At 66.4% G+C, this 14,989-nt stretch carries 23 protein-coding genes and 1 pseudogene; 1 reads left to right on the top strand and 23 read right to left on the bottom strand.

Going from position 1 to position 14,989, the window contains the following annotated elements; genetic code table 11:
• Window positions 1-2: 2 nt before the first annotated feature.
• The 19 genes and pseudogenes from rplX to BN1701_RS23490 form a co-directional block, all read right to left on the bottom strand.
• Entirely contained in the window at window positions 3-320 is a 318-nt protein-coding gene (gene rplX / locus BN1701_RS23400) for a 50S ribosomal protein L24 (protein ID WP_054056073.1), read from the bottom strand.
• Window positions 321-335: 15 nt separating this feature from the next.
• Window positions 336-704 (bottom strand): 50S ribosomal protein L14, encoded by a 369-nt coding sequence (rplN, locus tag BN1701_RS23405; RefSeq protein WP_018682823.1) that lies wholly within the window; start codon window positions 702-704, stop codon window positions 336-338.
• A gap of 70 nt (window positions 705-774) precedes the next feature.
• Window positions 775-1,050 carry a 30S ribosomal protein S17 gene (gene rpsQ / locus BN1701_RS23410; RefSeq protein WP_054052238.1) on the bottom strand — a complete coding sequence of 92 codons (276 nt, stop codon included), beginning with the start codon at window positions 1,048-1,050 and terminating at the stop codon, window positions 775-777.
• On the bottom strand, window positions 1,047-1,283 hold the full coding sequence (gene rpmC / locus BN1701_RS23415) for a 50S ribosomal protein L29 (RefSeq protein WP_054052240.1): 237 nt from the start codon (window positions 1,281-1,283) through the stop codon (window positions 1,047-1,049). Before rpmC ends, rpsQ begins: the two co-directional genes overlap by 4 nt.
• Window positions 1,283-1,702, bottom strand: a complete 420-nt coding sequence (gene rplP, locus BN1701_RS23420) for a 50S ribosomal protein L16 (protein ID WP_054052242.1) — start codon at window positions 1,700-1,702, stop codon at window positions 1,283-1,285. The genes rpmC and rplP overlap by 1 nt, the downstream gene beginning before the upstream one ends.
• 3 nt (window positions 1,703-1,705) lie before the next feature.
• Entirely contained in the window at window positions 1,706-2,530 is an 825-nt protein-coding gene (gene rpsC / locus BN1701_RS23425; RefSeq protein ID WP_054052243.1) for a 30S ribosomal protein S3, read from the bottom strand.
• Window positions 2,530-2,943 (bottom strand): 50S ribosomal protein L22, encoded by a 414-nt coding sequence (gene rplV, locus BN1701_RS23430; protein ID WP_054052244.1) that lies wholly within the window; start codon window positions 2,941-2,943, stop codon window positions 2,530-2,532. The genes rpsC and rplV overlap by 1 nt, the downstream gene beginning before the upstream one ends.
• Window positions 2,944-2,989: 46 nt before the next feature.
• Window positions 2,990-3,271, bottom strand: a complete 282-nt coding sequence (gene rpsS / locus BN1701_RS23435; protein WP_018682829.1) for a 30S ribosomal protein S19 — start codon at window positions 3,269-3,271, stop codon at window positions 2,990-2,992.
• A gap of 17 nt (window positions 3,272-3,288) precedes the next feature.
• Window positions 3,289-4,125: a 50S ribosomal protein L2 gene (gene rplB, locus BN1701_RS23440; protein ID WP_054052246.1), complete on the bottom strand. Its 837-nt coding sequence runs from the start codon at window positions 4,123-4,125 to the stop codon at window positions 3,289-3,291.
• Window positions 4,126-4,139: 14 nt separating this feature from the next.
• The gene (gene rplW, locus BN1701_RS23445) at window positions 4,140-4,439 is read right to left on the bottom strand and encodes a 50S ribosomal protein L23 (RefSeq protein WP_054052248.1); all 300 of its coding nucleotides are present in this window, start codon (window positions 4,437-4,439) and stop codon (window positions 4,140-4,142) included.
• 227 nt (window positions 4,440-4,666) lie between these two features.
• Window positions 4,667-5,329, bottom strand: a pseudogene (gene rplD, locus BN1701_RS23450) (50S ribosomal protein L4); the annotation flags it as partial.
• The gene (gene rplC / locus BN1701_RS23455) at window positions 5,329-5,979 is read right to left on the bottom strand and encodes a 50S ribosomal protein L3 (protein WP_054052252.1); all 651 of its coding nucleotides are present in this window, start codon (window positions 5,977-5,979) and stop codon (window positions 5,329-5,331) included. The pseudogene rplD and the gene rplC, both read right to left, overlap by 1 nt.
• Window positions 5,980-6,018: 39 nt before the next feature.
• A complete protein-coding gene (rpsJ, locus tag BN1701_RS23460) occupies window positions 6,019-6,324 on the bottom strand; it encodes a 30S ribosomal protein S10 (RefSeq protein WP_003938093.1) in 306 nt (101 codons plus the stop codon).
• A 370-nt stretch (window positions 6,325-6,694) separates the two neighbouring features.
• Window positions 6,695-7,888, bottom strand: a complete 1,194-nt coding sequence (gene tuf / locus BN1701_RS23465) for an elongation factor Tu (RefSeq protein WP_054052254.1) — start codon at window positions 7,886-7,888, stop codon at window positions 6,695-6,697.
• 99 nt (window positions 7,889-7,987) lie between these two features.
• Window positions 7,988-10,087, bottom strand: a complete 2,100-nt coding sequence (gene fusA, locus BN1701_RS23470; RefSeq protein ID WP_054052256.1) for an elongation factor G — start codon at window positions 10,085-10,087, stop codon at window positions 7,988-7,990.
• A gap of 69 nt (window positions 10,088-10,156) precedes the next feature.
• Window positions 10,157-10,627: a 30S ribosomal protein S7 gene (gene rpsG / locus BN1701_RS23475; RefSeq protein ID WP_018682836.1), complete on the bottom strand. Its 471-nt coding sequence runs from the start codon at window positions 10,625-10,627 to the stop codon at window positions 10,157-10,159.
• A 1-nt stretch (window position 10,628) separates the two neighbouring features.
• The gene (gene rpsL / locus BN1701_RS23480; protein ID WP_030473471.1) at window positions 10,629-11,003 is read right to left on the bottom strand and encodes a 30S ribosomal protein S12; all 375 of its coding nucleotides are present in this window, start codon (window positions 11,001-11,003) and stop codon (window positions 10,629-10,631) included.
• Window positions 11,004-11,479: 476 nt separating this feature from the next.
• A complete protein-coding gene (locus tag BN1701_RS23485; protein ID WP_054052259.1) occupies window positions 11,480-11,881 on the bottom strand; it encodes a type II toxin-antitoxin system VapC family toxin in 402 nt (133 codons plus the stop codon).
• Window positions 11,878-12,150, bottom strand: a complete 273-nt coding sequence (locus BN1701_RS23490) for a type II toxin-antitoxin system Phd/YefM family antitoxin (protein ID WP_054052261.1) — start codon at window positions 12,148-12,150, stop codon at window positions 11,878-11,880. The genes BN1701_RS23485 and BN1701_RS23490 overlap by 4 nt, the downstream gene beginning before the upstream one ends.
• 205 nt (window positions 12,151-12,355) lie before the next feature.
• Between BN1701_RS23490 and BN1701_RS23495 the strand changes: the two genes are divergently transcribed.
• Window positions 12,356-12,925 (top strand): hypothetical protein, encoded by a 570-nt coding sequence (locus BN1701_RS23495; protein WP_054052263.1) that lies wholly within the window; start codon window positions 12,356-12,358, stop codon window positions 12,923-12,925.
• 24 nt (window positions 12,926-12,949) lie between these two features.
• Here BN1701_RS23495 and BN1701_RS23500 read toward each other — a convergent pair whose 3' ends face one another.
• The 4 genes from BN1701_RS23500 to BN1701_RS23515 all read right to left on the bottom strand — a co-directional run bounded on the left by BN1701_RS23500 (window position 12,950) and on the right by BN1701_RS23515 (window position 14,922).
• Window positions 12,950-13,351, bottom strand: a complete 402-nt coding sequence (locus tag BN1701_RS23500; protein WP_054052265.1) for a hypothetical protein — start codon at window positions 13,349-13,351, stop codon at window positions 12,950-12,952.
• Window positions 13,348-14,220 carry a WXG100 family type VII secretion target gene (locus BN1701_RS23505; RefSeq protein WP_054052267.1) on the bottom strand — a complete coding sequence of 291 codons (873 nt, stop codon included), beginning with the start codon at window positions 14,218-14,220 and terminating at the stop codon, window positions 13,348-13,350. The genes BN1701_RS23500 and BN1701_RS23505 overlap by 4 nt, the downstream gene beginning before the upstream one ends.
• Window positions 14,217-14,570 carry a hypothetical protein gene (locus BN1701_RS23510; protein WP_054052269.1) on the bottom strand — a complete coding sequence of 118 codons (354 nt, stop codon included), beginning with the start codon at window positions 14,568-14,570 and terminating at the stop codon, window positions 14,217-14,219. The genes BN1701_RS23505 and BN1701_RS23510 overlap by 4 nt, the downstream gene beginning before the upstream one ends.
• 79 nt (window positions 14,571-14,649) lie before the next feature.
• Window positions 14,650-14,922 carry a DUF2277 domain-containing protein gene (locus BN1701_RS23515; protein WP_054052270.1) on the bottom strand — a complete coding sequence of 91 codons (273 nt, stop codon included), beginning with the start codon at window positions 14,920-14,922 and terminating at the stop codon, window positions 14,650-14,652.
• Window positions 14,923-14,989: the final 67 nt, after the last annotated feature.

Genomic DNA, 14,989 nt, shown 5'->3' on the forward strand with positions numbered 1-14,989 from the left:
GATCAGATCTCCTTCCCGTTGCCCTTGCCGCGAGCGATCCGGGTCTTGTTGCCCTCGTCGTCGAACTTGTAGCCGACACGCACGGCCTTGCCCTCGGAAACCAGCATCACGTTGGAGATGTGGATGGGCGCTTCCTGGGTGACGATGCCACCGGACTGCGCGCCACGCTGGGTCTGCGAGATGCGGGTGTGCTTCTTGACGCGGTTCACGCCCTCGACAAGAACCTTGTCGCGTTCGGGGTAGGACTGAATGACCTTGCCCTTCGCGCCCTTGTCCTTACCGGCGATGACGACGACCGTGTCGCCCTTCTTGATCTTCATCTTGCTCTTCATGAGTCAGAGCACCTCCGGTGCGAGCGAGATGATCTTCATGAACTTCTTGTCGCGCAGCTCGCGGCCGACCGGGCCGAAGATGCGGGTTCCACGCGGCTCGCCCTCGTTCTTGATGAGGACGGCGGCGTTCTCGTCGAACCGGATGTACGAGCCGTCCGGACGGCGACGCTCCTTGACGGTGCGGACGATGACGGCCTTGACGACGTCACCCTTCTTCACACCGGCGCCGGGGATCGCGTCCTTGACCGTGGCGACGATGATGTCGCCGATGCCCGCGTAGCGGCGACCGGAACCACCGAGAACACGGATGCAAAGGATTTCCTTCGCACCGGTGTTGTCGGCGACACGCAGTCGCGACTCCTGCTGGATCACTTCAACTCCTGACCATTCTTGGCCTGCCAGATTTCCGACCTGACAGGCTCGGTCTGACTGGATTGCTTGGTTACTTGGCCTTCTCGAGGATCTCGACCAGCCGCCAGCGCTTCGTCGCCGACAGCGGACGGGTCTCCATGATCTGGACCCGGTCGCCCACGCCCGCGGTGTTGCCCTCGTCGTGGACCTTCACCTTGGTCGTCGAACGCAGGACCTTGGAGTACCGCGGGTGCTTCTTGCGGTCTTCCAGGGCCACGACGATGGTCTTGTCCATCTTCTCGGACACGACCAGGCCCTCGCGGACCTTGCGGTTGTTGCGGACTTCAGTCACATCGTTCTCGCTCATGCGGCACCTTCACCGGTCTCGGGAGCTGTGGAAAGGCCCAGCTCACGCTCGCGCATGACGGTGTAGATCCGGGCGATGTCGTGCTTGACCGTGCGCAGCCGACGGTTGTTGTCGAGCTGGCCGGTCGCCATCTGGAAACGAAGGTTGAAGAGCTCTTCCTTCGCCTCACGCAGACGCAGCACCAGCTCTTCTTCGTTGAGCTCGCGCAGATCTGCCGCGGTGGTCGCCGCCATCAGAAGTCACCACCCTCACGCGTGACGATGCGGCACTTCATCGGAAGCTTGTGGATCGCGCGGCGCAGTGCCTCGCGCGCCACGGTCTCGTTCGGGAAGCTCATCTCGAACATGACGCGACCCGGCTTGACGTTGGCCACCCAGTACTCGGGCGAACCCTTACCGGAACCCATGCGGGTCTCGGCGGGCTTCTTCGTGAGCGGGCGGTCCGGGAAGATGTTGATCCACACCTTGCCACCACGGCGGATGTGCCGGTTGATGGCGATACGAGCGGACTCGATCTGCCGGTTGGTCACGTAGGCGGGCTCCAGGGCCTGGATGCCGTACTCGCCGAACGTGACCTTGGTGCCGCCCTTGGCCGCACCCGCCCGCTTGGGGTGGTGCTGCTTGCGGTGCTTGACCCTGCGCGGGATAAGCATTGCTCAGCTCTCCCCGTTGCTAGCAGTCTCAGCCGGAGCTTCGACCTTCGTCTGTGCCTCGGCGGCAGCGCGTCCCGCCTCGGTGCTGGTAGCGGTGGTGCCGGAGGCACCGGAACGACGCGCGCGGTTCGGACGCTCACGACGCGGCTCGCGACGGTCGGCCGAAGGGGCCGCCGAACGGGCCTCGTGCTCGCGACGGCCGCCGACGACCTCGCCCTTGTAGATCCACACCTTGACGCCGATGCGGCCGAAGGTGGTGCGGGCCTCGAAGAAGCCGTAGTCGATGTCCGCGCGCAGCGTGTGCAGCGGGACGCGACCCTCGCGGTAGTGCTCCGAGCGGGACATCTCGGCGCCGCCGAGACGGCCACCGCACTGCACCCGGATGCCCTTGACGTGCGGCGAACGCATGGCCGACTGGATGGCCTTACGCATCGCGCGACGGAAGGACACGCGGTTGGACAGCTGCTCGGCGGTCACCTGGGCCACGAGCTGGGCGTCGGCCTCGGGGTTCTTCACCTCGAGGATGTTCAGCTGGACCTGCTTCTTGGTCAGCTTCTCCAGCTCGCCGCGGATACGGTCGGCCTCCGCGCCGCGGCGGCCGATGACGATGCCCGGCCGGGCGGTGTGGATGTCGACGCGGACCCGGTCACGGGTGCGCTCGATCTCCACACGGGAGATACCGGCGCGCTCCATGCCCTTGGACAGCAGGCGGCGGATCTTGACGTCCTCCGCCACGTACTCCGCGTACTGCTTGTCGGCGTACCAACGGGACCGCCAGTCGGTGGTGATCCCAAGCCGGAAGCCGTGTGGGTTGATCTTCTGCCCCATTAGCGGGCACCACCCTTCTTGGCAGCCTTGGCTGCGGGCTTCGGCCGGGACTCGACCTCGACCGTGATGTGGCTCGTGCGCTTGCGGATCCGGTAGGCACGCCCCTGGGCGCGCGGACGGAACCGCTTCAACGTCGGGCCCTCGTCCACGTACACCGTCGACACCCACAGGGTGTCCGGGTCGAGGTTGAGGTTGTTCTCGGCGTTGGCAATGGCACTGGCGAGCACCTTCGCGACCGGCTCACTAGCCGCCTGCGGCGCGAACTGGAGCACGGCCAGGGCCTCGCTGGCGCTACGTCCCCTGATGAGCTCGACGACGCGGCGCACCTTCATGGGCGTGTCGCGAACGTAGCGAGCCCGAGCAACGGCGCGGGGGTATTCCTCCTGCGCCGGAGCTTCGTTACGGGCGTTCATCGCTGCTTCCCTTGCTCTCTCTGTCTGCTCTGTTAGTTCGTGCCGACTAGCGGCGACGGGCCTTGCGGTCGTCCTTGATGTGGCCCTTGAACGTGCGGGTCGGGGCGAACTCGCCCAGCTTGTGACCCACCATGGCCTCGGAGACGAACACCGGAACGTGCTTGCGGCCGTCGTGCACCGCGATCGTGTGCCCGAGCATGTCGGGGATGATCGTGGAGCGACGCGACCAGGTCTTGATCACGGTCTTCTTGCCGGACTCGTTGAGAGCGTCCACCTTCTTGAGCAGGTGGTCGTCCACGAACGGGCCCTTCTTCAGGCTGCGTGGCATTGCTTCTACCTCCCTGCTCAGCGCTTGTTCTTGCCGGTGGTCCGGCGGCGGACGATCAGCTTGTCGCTCGGCTTGCTGCGCCGGGTGCGGCCCTCGGGCTTACCCGCGGGGTTGACCGGGTGGCGACCACCGGAGGTCTTACCCTCACCACCACCGTGCGGGTGGTCGACCGGGTTCATCGCGACACCGCGGACGGTCGGGCGCTTGCCCTTCCACCGCATGCGGCCCGCCTTGCCCCAGTTGATGTTGGAGTGATCGGCGTTGCCGACCTCACCAACGGTGGCGCGGCAGCGCACGTCGACGTTGCGGATCTCGCCGGACGGCATACGCAGCTGGGCGTAGGGGCCGTCCTTCGCGACGAGGCGCACGCTCGTGCCCGCGGACCGGGCGATCTTCGCGCCGCCACCGGGGCGGAGCTCGATCGCGTGGATCACGGTGCCGACCGGGATGTTGCGCAGCGGCAGGTTGTTGCCCGGCTTGATGTCGGCGCGGGGGCCGTTCTCAATCGGGTCGCCCTGCGACAGCTTGTTCGGCGCGATGATGTAGCGCTTCTCGCCGTCGGCGTAGTGCAGCAACGCGATCCGGGCGGTGCGGTTGGGGTCGTACTCGATGTGAGCGACCTTGGCCGGCACGCCGTCCTTGTCGTTGCGACGGAAGTCGATGAGGCGGTACGCGCGCTTGTGACCGCCACCCTTGTGCCGGGTGGTGATCTTGCCGTGCGCGTTACGCCCGCCCTTGCCGTGCAGGGGACGGATCAGCGACTTCTCCGGCGTCGACCGAGTGATCTCGGCGAAGTCCGCCACGCTGGAGCCACGACGGCCCGGGGTGGTCGGCTTGTATTTGCGGATGCCCATGTTTAGTCAGTCCCTTACGCGGCCGGGCCGCCGAAGATCTCGATCGGCTTGCTCTCCGGGGAGAGCGTGACGATCGCGCGCTTCGTGTCCTTGCGCTTGCCGTACCCCGTGCGGGTGCGCTTGCGCTTTCCGTTGCGGTTGAGCGTGTTCACGCTCACCACCTTCACGCCGAAAACCTTCTCGACCGCGATCTTGATCTGGGTCTTGTTGGCCTCAGGGGCCACCACGAAGGTGTACTTGTTCTCCTCGAGCAGCCCGTAGGACTTCTCGGAGATCACCGGCGCGAGCAGGATGTCGCGGTGGTCGGGGATCACTTGTCCTCCTCAGACTTCCGCTGCGACGGGGGCAGCTGGAAGCCAGCGGCCTCGGCAGCCTCCGCGGTGGTGAACCACACCTCGGCAACGGTCCGGTCGTAGAACGCCGAGTCGGGCACGTGGTACAGCATCGAGTCGGCGTTGCCCTTGATCGGGAAACCCTCCGGCTGCGAGCCGTCCGCCAGCGCGTCGTGGCTGGCATCGCCGAAGCGGGCGCCGGTCAGCGACTGGATCTCGGCCGAGCTGGCGACCGACTTGGCGGCGCGGACCGGGCGCGAAAGGAACGCGTCCAGGGCGGCCTTGGTGAACACCACGTCGTCGTTGACGAGCACGTCGTAGGTGTTGAGCTGGTCCGGCGCGATCAGGTGCACGTGCGGCAGGTTGCGCAGCGACACCCAGGCGACGTCCTCGTTACGGGTCAGCACGACCAGCACGCGCTTGGCGGCGGTCACCGACTCGATCAGCCTGCGCGCGGTCTTGGTCGACGGGGTGTCCCCCTCGACCAGGCCGGACACGACGTGCACCTGGCCCGCGCGGGCCCGGTCGGAGAGGGCACCGCGCAGGGCGGCGGCCTTCATCTTCTTCGGCGTCCGCTGGGCGTAGTCACGCGGCTGCGGGCCGTGCACGACGCCACCGCCGACGAACTGCGGCGCACGGGTCGAGCCCTGGCGGGCGCGGCCGGTGCCCTTCTGGCGGTACGGCTTCTTGCCACCGCCGGAAACCTCGCCGCGGGTCTTCGTCGAGTGCGTGCCCTGTCGCGCGGCGGCCATCTGGGCCACGACGACCTGGTGCATCAGCGGGATGTTCGCCTGCACGTCGAAGACATCGGCGGGCAGCTCGACGCTGCCGTCGGTCTTACCGGCGGGGGTCTTGATGTCAACGCTGGTCATCAGACACCACCCTTAGCCGCGGTCCTCAGGAACACGAGGCCGCCCTTGGGGCCGGGAACGGCACCCTTGATCAGGATCAGGCCGGACTCGCCGTCGACCTGGTGCACGGTGAGGTTCTGCGTGGTCACGCGCACGTTGCCCATGCGACCGGCCATCCGCAGACCCTTGAAGACGCGACCCGGGGTGGCACAGCCGCCGATCGAACCCGGGGAGCGGTGCTTGCGCTGGGTGCCGTGGGAGGCGCCCAGACCCTTGAAGCCGTGTCGCTTCATGACACCGGCGGTGCCCTTGCCCTTGGTGGTCCCCGTGGCGTCGATGACCTGACCGGCCTCGAACACCTCCGCGGTGATCTCCTGGCCCAGGGTGTACTCGGCGGCGTCGGTGGTCCGCAGCTCCGCGAGAACGCGGCGCGGGGTCACACCCGCCTTGCCGAAGTGCCCGGCCTCGGGCTTGTTCACCTTGCGCGGGTCGATGGCGCCGAACGCCAACTGAACCGCCGTGTAGCCATCGGAATCCTGGCTACGGATCTGCGTGACCACGTTGGGTCCCGCCTTGACGACGGTCACCGGAACGATCCGGTTGTTCTCGTCGAAGACCTGGGTCATCCCGAGCTTCGTGCCCAGGATTCCCTTCATCTGCCTGTCAGACATGGCTCTCGTTACTCTCCGCCGCTCTCGCCACGCACGCGATTACTGGATGTTGACGTCGACACTGGCCGGGAGGTCGATGCGCATGAGCGCGTCGACCGTCTTCGGCGTCGGGTCGAGAATGTCGATCAGACGCTTGTGCGTACGCATCTCGAAGTGCTCGCGCGAGTCCTTGTACTTGTGCGGCGAGCGGATGACGCAGTAGACGTTCTTCTCGGTGGGCAGCGGCACAGGCCCGACGACCCGTGCGCCAGTGCGCGTCACGGTCTCCACGATCTTGCGCGCGGACGCGTCGATCGCCTCGTGGTCATAGGCCTTGAGCCGGATGCGGATCTTCTGTCCCGCCATAATGGCTTGCCGTTCCTCTGTCTCGTTGCGATCCTCGGCGGCCCAAACTGGCCGATACCGCGCCGCTTCCCTGTTCAAAAGTCAATCAGTGCTCGGGAGGGCTCTCCCCGGTCCACGCGGTCGGGCGTGTCGCGCCGATTCCACAGACCGATCCCTTGTCGATTCCGAGCATCCAAGCGGAGTCTCATCGCCACGGGGGGCTAGCCGAACATCCCGAGGGTCCGTAGAGGACCCCGGCGCTCGTGCTGGGGCGGCCGGTGGAAATTCGACCGGCCGCCCCGCAACGAGCAACCCATAAAGGATGCCACACGCGAGTGTGGCGATCCAAACCGGGGTGGCCGAGATAACTCTCGGCCACCCCGGGGTGGAACTAAGCGAGGATCTTCGTGACCTGACCCGCACCCACGGTGCGGCCACCCTCACGGATGGCGAAGCGCAGGCCCTCGTCCATCGCGATGGGCTGGATCAGCTTCACGAGCATGCCCGTGTTGTCGCCCGGCATGACCATCTCGGTGCCCTCGGGGAGGGTCACGACGCCGGTCACGTCGGTGGTGCGGAAGTAGAACTGCGGGCGGTAGTTGTTGAAGAACGGGGTGTGACGTCCACCCTCGTCCTTGCTCAGGATGACCGCCTGCGCCTCGAACTCGGTGTGCGGGGTGGTGGTGCCGGGGCGGACCACGACCTGGCCGCGCTCGACATCCTCACGCTTGACGCCACGCAGCAGCAGCGCCGCGTTGTCGCCCGCCCGACCCTCGTCGAGGAACTTCTTGAACATCTCGATGCTGGTGACCGTGGTCGAGATGGCCTTTTCCTTGATGCCGACGACCTCGACGGTCTCGTTCACCTTGATGATGCCACGCTCGATACGGCCGGTGACGACCGTGCCACGACCGGTGATCGTGAAGACGTCCTCGATCGGCATGAGGAACGGCTTCTCGACCTCGCGCTCGGGCTCCGGGATCGACTCGTCGACCGCGTTCATGAGCTCCATGAGCTTCTCGCCCCACTCGGCGTCGCCCTCGAGCGCCTTGAGCGCCGAGACGCGCACGACCGGCAGGTCGTCGCCCGGGAACTCGTACTCGGTCAGCAGCTCGCGGACCTCGAGCTCGACGAGCTCCAGGATCTCCTCATCGTCGACCATGTCGGACTTGTTCAGCGCGACGACGATGTAGGGGACACCGACCTGGCGAGCCAGGAGCACGTGCTCCTTGGTCTGCGGCATCGGGCCGTCGGTGGCGGCCACGACCAGGATCGCGCCGTCCATCTGGGCGGCACCGGTGATCATGTTCTTGATGTAGTCCGCGTGCCCCGGGCAGTCGACGTGCGCGTAGTGCCGCTTGCCGGTCTCGTACTCGATGTGCGCGATCGAGATCGTGATGCCACGCGCCTTCTCTTCCGGCGCCTTGTCGATCTGATCGAAGTTCATCAGCGGGTTGACGTCGGGGAACTTGTCGTGCAGGACCCGGGAGATCGCCGCGGTGAGCGTGGTCTTGCCGTGGTCGATATGACCAATGGTCCCGATGTTGACGTGCGGCTTGTTCCGCTCGAACTTAGCCTTCGCCACTTGGTGTCCTCCTGGACTCGTACTTGTTCAGGGTCGAATGTGCGGACCCGGGATGCCCCCGGAAGAGCCCGCACTACTGTGCGGTGCTCCGGTGCGGGGTCATTCCCCCGTAGCCTTTGCGATGATTTCCTTCGCCACGTTCGCGGGAACCTCGGCGTAGGAATCGAACACCATCGAGTAGTTGGCACGACCCTGGGTCTTCGACCGCAGATCGCCCACATACCCGAACATCTCCGACAGCGGAACCAGCGCCTTCACGATGCGGGCACCACTGCGCTCCTCCATGGCCTGGATCTGGCCACGGCGGGAATTCAGGTCGCCGATGACCTCGCCCATGTAGTCCTCGGGCGTGGTCACCTCGACCGCCATCATCGGCTCCAGGATCACGGGACCGGCCTTCTTGGCGGCTTCCTTCATCGCCATGGAGCCTGCGACCCTGAAGGCCATTTCCGAGGAGTCGACCTCGTGGTAGGCACCGTCGAGCAGCGTCAGCTTCAAGCCGACGAGCGGGTAGCCCGCGAGCACGCCGTACTGCATGGCGTCCTGCGCACCGGCGTCGACCGACGGGATGTACTCCCGCGGGATGCGACCACCGGAGACCTTGTTGTCGAACTCGTACAGGGCGCCGTCACCCGTGGTCATCGGCTCGAGCTTGATGATGACCTTCGCGAACTGGCCGGAGCCACCGGTCTGCTTCTTGTGGACGTAGTCGAGCTTGTCCACCGTCTTGCGGATCGTCTCACGGTAGGCGACCTGCGGCTTGCCGATGTTCGCCTCGACCTTGAACTCGCGCCGCATGCGGTCGACGAGGATGTCGAGGTGCAGCTCGCCCATGCCCGCGATGATCGTCTGGCCGGTCTCGTCGTCCTGGTTGACCTTGAACGTCGGGTCTTCCTCGGCCAGCTTCTGGATCGCGGTGCCCAGCTTCTCCTGGTCGGCCTTCGTCTTGGGCTCGATGGCGACCTGGATGACCGGGTCCGGGAAGGTCATGGACTCGAGCACGATCGGGTGCGCCGGGTCGCTCAGGGTCTCACCGGTGGTGGTGTCCTTGAGCCCGATCACCGCGTAGATGTGACCGGCCATGGCCTCGTCGACCGGGTTCTCCTTGTTGGCGTGCATCTGGAAGATCTTCCCGATGCGCTCCTTGCGGTCCTTGGTCGAGTTGATCAGCTGCGTGCCCTGCGGCGCCTTGCCCGAGTACACCCGGATGTAGGTGAGCTTGCCGAAGAACGGGTGCGTGGCGATCTTGAACGCCAGCGCCGCGAACGGCTCGTCGGTGTTCGGGGCGCGCTTGACGACGGTCTCGCCGTCCTGCAGCGTGCCTTCGACCGGCGGGAGGTCCAGCGGCGAGGGCAGGTAGTCGATCACGGCGTCGAGCATGGGCTGCACGCCCTTGTTCTTGAACGCCGAACCACACAGGATCGGGTACGCCGAGCGGTTGGTCACGATCCGGCGAATACCGGACTTGATCTGCTCGACGGACAGCTCCTCGCCCGCGAGGTACAGCTCCATGAGCTCGTCGTCGGTCTCGGCGACGGCCTCGATGAGCTGCTCGCGGAACTCGGCGGCCTTCTCGGTGAGGTCGGCCGGGATCTCCTCGACCGTGTAGTCCTCACCCTTCTTGACCTCGCCGCGCCAGGTGAGCGCCTTCATCTCGACCAGGTCGACGACGCCGATGAAGTCGCTCTCGCTGCCGATCGGGATCTGGATCGGCAGGGGCTTGGCGCCCAAGCGCTCCTTGATGGTGCGGATGGTGAAGTAGAAGTCCGCGCCGAGCTTGTCCATCTTGTTGACGAAGCAGATACGCGGGACGTCGTACTTGGTCGCCTGCCGCCACACCTGCTCGGACTGGGGCTCGACACCTTCCTTACCGTCGAACACCGCGACCGCGCCGTCGAGGACGCGCAGGTTGCGCTCGACCTCGACGGTGAAGTCGACGTGGCCCGGGGTGTCGATGATGTTGATCTGGTGGTCTTTCCAGAAGCAGGTCGTCGCGGCGGACGTGATGGTGATGCCGCGCTCCTGCTCCTGCTCCATCCAGTCCATGACCGCGGCGCCGTCGTGCACCTCGCCGATCTTGTAGCTGATCCCGGTGTAGAACAGGATCCGCTCCGTCGTCGTGGTCTTGCCCGCGTCGATGTGAGCCATGATCCCGATGTTGCGGACCTTGGCCAGGTCGGTGAGCACGTCGAGTGCCACGGGTTTCTTCCCCTGTCTTGAGCAGCTACGGCGCCGCTGGAGTCCCGGCCGGGTGGCCGGGACCGGTTGTCACCAGCGGTAGTGGGCGAAGGCCTTGTTGGACTCGGCCATCTTGTGGGTGTCCTCGCGACGCTTGACGCTGGCGCCAAGGCCGTTGGACGCGTCGAGGAGTTCGTTCATCAGACGCTCGATCATGGTCTTCTCACGGCGGGCCTGGGAGAACGACACCAGCCAGCGAAGGGCCAGGGTGGTGGAGCGCCCCGGCTTGACCTCGATCGGCACCTGGTAGGTCGCGCCACCGACACGGCGGCTCTTGACCTCGATGGTCGGCTTCACGTTGTCCAGCGCGCGCTTCAGCGTCACGACCGGGTCAGTGCCGGTCTTGTCGCGAGCGCCCTCAAGGGCCCCGTAGACGATGCGCTCGGCGACCGAACGCTTGCCGTCCTTGAGGACCTTGTTGATGAGCTGGGTGACCAACGGCGAGCTGTACACCGGGTCGGAGATCAGCGGCCGCTTCGGGGCCGGTCCCTTGCGGGGCATATCAGCTCTTCTCCTTCTTCGCGCCGTAACGGCTACGCGCCTGCTTGCGGTTCTTCACGCCCTGGGTGTCCAGCGAGCCGCGGATGATCTTGTAGCGAACACCCGGCAGGTCCTTAACTCGGCCACCGCGAACGAGCACCATGGAGTGCTCCTGCAGGTTGTGACCCTCGCCCGGGATGTAGGCCGTGACCTCGATGCCGCTGGTCAGCTTCACGCGAGCGACCTTGCGCAGTGCGGAGTTCGGCTTCTTCGGGGTGGTGGTGTACACGCGGGTACACACGCCACGCCGCTGCGGGCTCCCCTTGAGAGCCGCAGTCTTCTGCTTGGCGACCTTGTCCTGGCGGCCCTTGCGGACCAGCTGCTGGATCGTGGGCATAGACCGGCTTTCTCTGCTTCATGTCGACGCCGGCTGCCCGGCCCCGATATGCACTGTGTACTTGCGGTTCCTGCTGTTCCGCCCGTCCCCCGAGGTCGGGCGTGTCGCCCGCTCTCAGCAGCACCCGCGCGGGAGTGAAACATCCCAGCGGGGTTCGGAAGGAACTCCGGCGTGACTGGCAGGAGCCCGCTACGTGGCGATCGGGTGAACGACCAGCCAGTTCGCGGACCGCGCGGCACAGGCACACGGATCGACCCGACATGGGTCGGGCGCGAGTAGCAAAGATACCTTCCCCGCGGGCGCTGGGACAAATCGGGGTCCCACTGTGACTCTGAGAAGAGATCCGAGCGCGCTGTGTTGACACAAGCCGGGGTGTGTAGGTCACATCTTACGACGCCGACCCGACCGATCTCGGAACTTGAGCCGCGACTCGCCGAGGTTCGCTGGTCAGGGCCAGACCGCGCTGGTCAGAGGCCTCAACTCGGCGCCACAACCGGCAGCCCGACTTCCTCCGCCGCCGCGGCGAGCCGCTTGTCGTAGGTCACGAACGCGGACAGCGGACCGCCGGCCAGCTCAAGAGATTGGGCCGTGGCCAGATGGATCGCATCAAGTGTGCGCAGATTGGGATCGAGGTACGCGGCTGCAGTCGCACGAACCGCGTCGCCGATCTCCAGTCGCCCCAGGTACCTCAGCACCGTCGAGACCCCACCCAGTACACCTGGCCTGCTCCGGCGTACCGCCCGGGTCACTTCGACCTCAGAGAGCTTCGATGTCACCAACCGGTCATCGGGTCGCTCAGCCAGCCAGACGTTCAGCGCCCGCGACTCGGCTTCCGGTATGACGAGCTTGACGATCGCACAGCTGTCCAGATAGATCACCAGCGCTCTTCCTCGCGCATCTGGATCAGCGCGGCACTGGCCGCACCGGTCTCGTCGATCTCGCCTTCCGGCATCGGGATCGGGCCGCGGAGCGTGGCCGGGGCAAGCAACCCGGTGGCGACGAGCCGGGAGTACGCGTCATCAGCAGGCGGTACCAGCCGCGCCACCACTCTGCCACGGTTGGTCACTTCCAGCGACTCGCCGTTCGCGACCCGCGCCAGCGCGCCCGCAGTGTCTTGATTGAGCTGACTGATCGGTATCTGCTCCACAAGAGCATATTACTACATAACGTAGTATCTGACAGAAGTTCGGCCGCGCGCCCTGCGGCAGCGTCAGGCCACAGGCGTGCCTACGCGCGGACCGTCAATGAATCACTGAATGGTTAGGGTGTGCGGCAACTCCACACCACACGTTCGTTTGCCGCTTGCCGCCGGGCCGCCGATGGATCACCGGGCTGGGCGATAGGCTGGCCGAATGGGGGTATTGCACGCCGACACGCTGGTCATCGAGCATCCCTGGGGCTTCGGCAAGGTCCTGATGCGCACTCGCTACCAGGTGACCGTCCGCGACGAACGCGACACACTGCTGGCCACGGTCGCCGAACGCAGGGGTCCGGGGGCGCTCAAGCTCGTCCGGATGACCCAGTTCTCCGCGAGCACCCCGTTCGAACTCGCCGTGACCGACCCGGGTGGCACGCCGGTGCTCTCGATCGAGAAGGGCTTCACCCTCGGCAAGGGTGACGTGCGGGTCACCGACCCGACCGGTACCCCGATCGGGTCGGTGCGTTACCACGGCCACCGCGACATCCGGCTCAGCGATCCGGCAGGCCAGGTGCTCTGCCTGCTCGGCGACGTCGCCCGGTTCGAGTTCGGCGTTCTGGCCAAGCGCGGCCGCGACAAGGTCCGCCGGGACACGCTGCGCCTCACCCCCGGCCTCACCCACCCGGTCCGAACACTGGCTGTAGCCACGGCACTGGCCTTCGAGATTGTCCGGGGCAACGGAACCGCGACGGGAAACGAAAGTTCCTCATTTCCCGGAGCTTGAGTCTTAGCGGTGGTTGTTACTTGATCACCACGCGTCGTCGCGCTTTATCTGTGGAGGTTCGTCGGCGCCGCTGATGATTTCCTCGGGGGTGTGTCCCTCTTGGATCTCGTCGTGGGCTCGACGGAGGTCGCCGAGGCCGGTGGCCATCGCGGCCTGGACGCCGGGGTCGTCGAGCGCGCGGCCGCTGGTGATGTCCGACCAGCTCAGCTCGCCGTCCTTGATCCGGCCCACCAGCTCGCGCAGTTCCTTGGGCGCCTCGGGCCCGTTGACGTGCCGCTCGATCGCCGCGAGGTCCTGTTCGGACAGTCCGGCCGACTTGGGCTTGACGCGCTGGGCGTCGAGCACGGCCTGGTCGACCGCGGCGAGGCGGGCGTCGACCATGCCGATGAGTTCGGCCAGCCGGGCCTGGTCATAGGGGAACGTCACGGTCCGACTCCGGTGGGTGCGGGCGCGGGCTGCGTGTTGTACCGGTCGCCCGCCTTGGTCACCTTGCCGTCGAGTCGGGAGCCGTTCCAGGCGATGCCGATGACGCCGGACTTGGCCGCGGCCTTGCCGTCGGCGAACTTCTCCTGGCCGTCCTGGTAGGAGTCGACCACGTCGAGCAGGTCGTTGACGTCGCGGACGTCCTTGAGCTTCATCAGCGCGGTGCCCATGGCCTTGATGCCATCGACCATGCCCATCACGCCCTCGATGAGCGTCTGGATCGAGATGATGATCTTGCGGATGCCGTCGGCGATCTCGACCGCGTCCCAGACCATCCACACCGCGCGGCCCCAGCCCACGACCGGGATCCATGCCTTCATCGCGGCCTCGATCAGCTTGCCGACCAGCAGGTCCAGCAGGGTCAGCGCGGCCATCACCGCGGTGCGGCAGGTGTTGGCGGTGGACTTGAACTTGTCGCCGATGATCCTGGCGACCTGGGAGTCGGCCTCGATGGCCAGCGCCCACAGCCCGCTCAGCCGCAGGCCGAACTTGTCCGCGGCGTCGCCGGTCCAATGTGGAGCGAGCTGGTCGGCTCCCCCGTCGACGTTGCGCCGCACCGAGTCCAGCGCCTTGGACACCTGACCCCAGGCGTGCGCGTTGGCGTCGACCTTCTCGAAGTCGCCCACCAGCGGCTTGATCAGCGCGTCAACGAGGTTCTCGCCGGTGACCTTCTCGTAAATCCAGTTGACGCCCTGGATCTTCCAGCCCGCGGCCTCGATCAGCTCCTGAGTGGACTGCCTGCCCGGCCGGTCCTCCGCGCCCGCGGCCAAAGCCGCGGCCGGGTCCTCCACATCGGCGTACGCGGTGGTCATCGGGCACCCCCGCCCACGGTCGGCGCAGACAGGGTGTCGATCTGGTCGGTGATCTGCTGGAAGATGTCGCTCCAGAGCCGGTCTGCCTTGGCATAGCTCGCCGCGGCCTCGCTCAGCGCGTCGGCTTCCTTGAGCATCATGGAGTTCGCGAAGTCCAGGGTCTCCCCGTACAGACTCACGACGCCATCGACCACCGGGATGAGCAGCGACAGCAACCCGGTGAACCCCGAGGTGTCACCGCCCTTGGAGGTCGCGTGCTCCTTGATCGTCAGGAAGTGCTGGGCGTTGTGCCGCAGCAGTTCCGCACACCCGTCGAGTTCCCCGGGGTCGACCGTGACCTGGTCTCCCATCGCGCGCCGCCTCTCGCCTCTGTGGCTAATTGGTTGCGCGTGAGACTCCAACAGGCGTCCGAGGGTTCCCCGTCAAGTCTTAACGGGTGCCATAGCGAACGGCGGCGCGGGCCTTGGCCTTGGTCGCCTCGGTCTCCCGGTCGCGCGGGGAGGCGTTGGTGACCAGTTCGTCGAGGAGTTCCTGGGTTATCGCGGCCACGGCGTCGACGGCGCGGTCGAAGGCCTCCTGGTTGGCCTGGGACGGCTTGGCCGACCCGCTGATCTTGCGCACATACTGGATCGCCGCGGCGCGGACCTCGTCGTCGGTGGCCGGGGGCTCGAAGTTGTGCAGGACTCGGATGTTGCGGCACATGCCTCCAGCATTGCACTGCCCACCGACCGAAGCCGACTCGCCAACAACCCGCTTGCGTTTCAAGACG

This window comes from Alloactinosynnema sp. L-07 (assembly GCF_900070365.1).
Taxonomy (GTDB): Bacteria; Actinomycetota; Actinomycetes; order Mycobacteriales; family Pseudonocardiaceae; genus Actinokineospora.

What these genes read in the sequence shown, in the direction of transcription:
- rpsL (WP_030473471.1), bottom strand. Translation starts at nt 11,003, where the DNA reads ATGCCCACGATCCAGCAGCTGGTCCGCAAGGGCCGCCAGGACAAGGTC.
- rpmC (WP_054052240.1), bottom strand. Translation starts at nt 1,283, where the DNA reads ATGGCGGCGACCACCGCGGCAGATCTGCGCGAGCTCAACGAAGAAGAG.
- BN1701_RS23495 (WP_054052263.1), top strand. Translation starts at nt 12,356, where the DNA reads ATGGGGGTATTGCACGCCGACACGCTGGTCATCGAGCATCCCTGGGGC.
- rplX (WP_054056073.1), bottom strand. Translation starts at nt 320, where the DNA reads ATGAAGATCAAGAAGGGCGACACGGTCGTCGTCATCGCCGGTAAGGAC.
- BN1701_RS23515 (WP_054052270.1), bottom strand. Translation starts at nt 14,922, where the DNA reads ATGTGCCGCAACATCCGAGTCCTGCACAACTTCGAGCCCCCGGCCACC.
- BN1701_RS23510 (WP_054052269.1), bottom strand. Translation starts at nt 14,570, where the DNA reads ATGGGAGACCAGGTCACGGTCGACCCCGGGGAACTCGACGGGTGTGCG.
- rplP (WP_054052242.1), bottom strand. Translation starts at nt 1,702, where the DNA reads ATGCTTATCCCGCGCAGGGTCAAGCACCGCAAGCAGCACCACCCCAAG.
- BN1701_RS23505 (WP_054052267.1), bottom strand. Translation starts at nt 14,220, where the DNA reads ATGACCACCGCGTACGCCGATGTGGAGGACCCGGCCGCGGCTTTGGCC.
- rplC (WP_054052252.1), bottom strand. Translation starts at nt 5,979, where the DNA reads ATGTCTGACAGGCAGATGAAGGGAATCCTGGGCACGAAGCTCGGGATG.
- rplV (WP_054052244.1), bottom strand. Translation starts at nt 2,943, where the DNA reads ATGAACGCCCGTAACGAAGCTCCGGCGCAGGAGGAATACCCCCGCGCC.
- rpsG (WP_018682836.1), bottom strand. Translation starts at nt 10,627, where the DNA reads ATGCCCCGCAAGGGACCGGCCCCGAAGCGGCCGCTGATCTCCGACCCG.
- rpsC (WP_054052243.1), bottom strand. Translation starts at nt 2,530, where the DNA reads ATGGGGCAGAAGATCAACCCACACGGCTTCCGGCTTGGGATCACCACC.
- rpsJ (WP_003938093.1), bottom strand. Translation starts at nt 6,324, where the DNA reads ATGGCGGGACAGAAGATCCGCATCCGGCTCAAGGCCTATGACCACGAG.
- rpsS (WP_018682829.1), bottom strand. Translation starts at nt 3,271, where the DNA reads ATGCCACGCAGCCTGAAGAAGGGCCCGTTCGTGGACGACCACCTGCTC.
- rpsQ (WP_054052238.1), bottom strand. Translation starts at nt 1,050, where the DNA reads ATGAGCGAGAACGATGTGACTGAAGTCCGCAACAACCGCAAGGTCCGC.
- rplB (WP_054052246.1), bottom strand. Translation starts at nt 4,125, where the DNA reads ATGGGCATCCGCAAATACAAGCCGACCACCCCGGGCCGTCGTGGCTCC.